Source organism: Sandarakinorhabdus oryzae, from assembly GCF_009733735.1.
Taxonomy (GTDB): Bacteria; Pseudomonadota; Alphaproteobacteria; order Sphingomonadales; family Sphingomonadaceae; genus Sandarakinorhabdus; species Sandarakinorhabdus oryzae.
Map to the genome: position 1 here is coordinate 1 of NZ_WNJP01000295.1, position 1,897 is coordinate 1,897.

3 protein-coding genes are annotated in these 1,897 nt (G+C 68.4%); all 3 read left to right on the forward strand.

Annotation, left to right across the window (positions count from 1 at the left end; translation table 11 throughout):
- Positions 1-534: hypothetical protein (locus tag GJ693_RS17180; protein ID WP_197042281.1), on the forward strand; the 534-nt coding region annotated here is incomplete at its 5' end.
- A complete protein-coding gene (locus GJ693_RS15775; RefSeq protein ID WP_235902991.1) occupies positions 531-992 on the forward strand; it encodes a phage tail protein in 462 nt (153 codons plus the stop codon). The genes GJ693_RS17180 and GJ693_RS15775, both read left to right, overlap by 4 nt.
- Positions 989-1,765, forward strand: coding sequence for a CIS tube protein (locus tag GJ693_RS15780; protein ID WP_156257186.1), 777 nt, complete (start codon positions 989-991; stop codon positions 1,763-1,765). Before GJ693_RS15775 ends, GJ693_RS15780 begins: the two co-directional genes overlap by 4 nt.
- The last annotated feature ends 132 nt before the right edge of the window (positions 1,766-1,897 follow it).

Sequence of the window (1,897 nt, forward strand, 5' to 3'; positions counted from 1 at the left end):
GGCGGCCTCGCCCGCGCCGCCGCCACGGTGGGCGCCTGGATGGGCCAGGCCGGCCAACCGCTGCCCGACATCGTGGCGCTGCTGCCGGCCCTGCCAGCCGACACGCAAGACCGGTTCGCCCTCGCCGGCATCAACCTGATCAAGGCCGCACCCGATGGCTTCATCGCCGCCGATCTGTTCAGCCTGTCACCCGAAGCCGACTGGCGTTTCCACTCCAGCCGCCGCCTGATCATGTTGCTGCGCCGCCACGTGCTGCGGCTGGGCCAGCAATTGGTGTTCGAAGCCTGGGGTGACACGCTGGAACGAACGCTCGACCGGCGCTTGTCCCAGATGGCCGACGATCTGTTCCGCCGCGGCGCGCTTGCCGGGCGCGGCGGCGGCGACAGCTGGCGCATCATGATCGCCGCGCCGGGCAGCAACCGCGACCGCGGCGAACTGGTGATCGAAGTCGCCGTCGCCCCGCAGCAGCCGCTGCGTTTCCTCTCCGTCGTGCTCACCCGCAGTGGCGGCGCGCTTTCACTGGGAGGGGCATGATGGCCGAACTGCGCCCCTTCACCGGCTTTGCCTTTGCGGTGGAAATCATGCGCCCCGGCGAGGCCAATCCGCTGGTCGGCGGTGCCTTTGCCGAATGCGACGGGCTGGAAATGACGCAGGATGTGAAAACCATCCGCGACGGTGCCGATCAGGCCCGCATGATCCGGTCGGGCGGGGCGGTCTCTTATGCCAACCTGGCGCTCAAGCGCGGCGTCACCAGCGATTTCGGGCTGTGGACCTGGTTCACCGATGCCATCGCCGATCCCTTCCTGCGCGCCGATGCCGAAGTGATCCTGCTCGCCCCGGATGGCGGCGAAAAGGCGCGCTTCCTGCTCTCCCGCTGTCTGCCGGTGAAACTGAAGGCGCCAGCGCTCAACGCCACGTCCAGCAGCGTCGCCATCGAGGAGCTGCAGATCGCCTACGAGACGCTGACCCTCAAGCCGGGGAAGGCCGCATGACCGCGCCCGCCAAGCTGGCCCAGGCCCAGTTCATCGAGCTGGACGCCGATTTCACCGCCGAAAAGCCCGGCGGCAAGAAGATCGCCGTCCAGTTCAACCCGGAAAGCCTGAAAGTCAGCTTCGCCAACCAGTTGGTGCAGCCCGAAGGCGGCGATCAGTCCGCCGGCACCAGCGGCCGGCAATTCGTCGGCGCCGGCACCACCAAGCTGGCGCTCACCTTGTGGTTCGACGTCACCGCCATGAGCCAAAACCCGTTCGACGACGTGCGCCGGCTCACCACCGAGGTGATCTATTTCATGACACCGTCCCCCATCCCCGGCGACAAGAAGAAGCTGGCGCCGCCCGCCACCCGCTTTTCCTGGGGCAATTTCCTCTTCGACGGGATCCTGGAAGGACTTGAGGAAACGCTCGAATTCTTCAGCCCGGAAGGCAAGCCGCTGCGCGCGCAGATGAGCGTGACGCTGGGCCAGCAGAAGATCCTGGTCAGCCAGTTCAAGGGCGATGGCCGGCTGCCGACACCGGGCCAGGCTCCGCTCGCCCCGGCGCGCGAAGGCGACAGCCTGCAGCAGATGGCCGGGCGTGATGGCGGCAGCGGCAGGCTGGGCGGCGGTTTTTCGGCCAGCGCGTCGATCGGACTGTCGGTCGGTGGGTCCGACTGGAAAGCGGTCGCCAGCGCCAACGGCATCGAGGACCCGCTGCGCCTGAAAAGCGGCCAGCTGATCGACGTCGCGGCGAAACCGCCCAGCCTCTCGCTTGGTTTCAGGAGGACATGATGGCCATCGTCATCCGCGAATTCGAAGCCACCGCCGCCGAACCCGCCGCTGCCTCCGGCGCGGCCCCGGCCAGCCCGCCAAAGCCGGCCGACACCACCGCCGTCTCCACCATCCTCGCCCGCGCCGCCGCCC

Bases quoted from the DNA above. Each gene is read 5' to 3' on its own strand.
- GJ693_RS15775 (WP_235902991.1), top strand. From the start codon at position 531: ATGATGGCCGAACTGCGCCCCTTCACCGGCTTTGCCTTTGCGGTGGAA.
- GJ693_RS15780 (WP_156257186.1), top strand. From the start codon at position 989: ATGACCGCGCCCGCCAAGCTGGCCCAGGCCCAGTTCATCGAGCTGGAC.